Genomic DNA, 229 nt, shown 5'->3' with positions numbered 1-229 from the left:
CTTCTTGTTAAGATATAGTTATTCAATTTTGAGTGGACTAAAAAGTTAAGTGACGATAGCCTAGGAGATACACCTGTACCCATGCCGAACACAGTAGTTAAGCCTAGAACGCCTGAAGTAGTTGGGGTTGCCCCTGTTAGATACGGAAGTCGCTTAGCTTAGGAACACTCAATGGGAGTTTAGCTCAGCTGGGAGAGCATCTGCCTTACAAGCAGAGGGTCAGCGGTTC

Annotated in this window: 1 rRNA gene; it reads left to right on the top strand. The window is 45.9% G+C overall.

What is annotated here, in order from left to right:
* The first annotated feature begins 45 nt into the window (after window positions 1-45).
* A 5S ribosomal RNA gene (rrf, locus tag AT575_RS10430) occupies window positions 46-158 on the top strand.
* The last annotated feature ends 71 nt before the right edge of the window (window positions 159-229 follow it).

It is taken from the genome of Streptococcus penaeicida (assembly GCF_002887775.1).
Taxonomy (GTDB): Bacteria; Bacillota; Bacilli; order Lactobacillales; family Streptococcaceae; genus Streptococcus; species Streptococcus penaeicida.
Note: the sequence above shows the minus strand (reverse complement) of the source record. Positions and strands in the feature narration are given on the sequence as shown.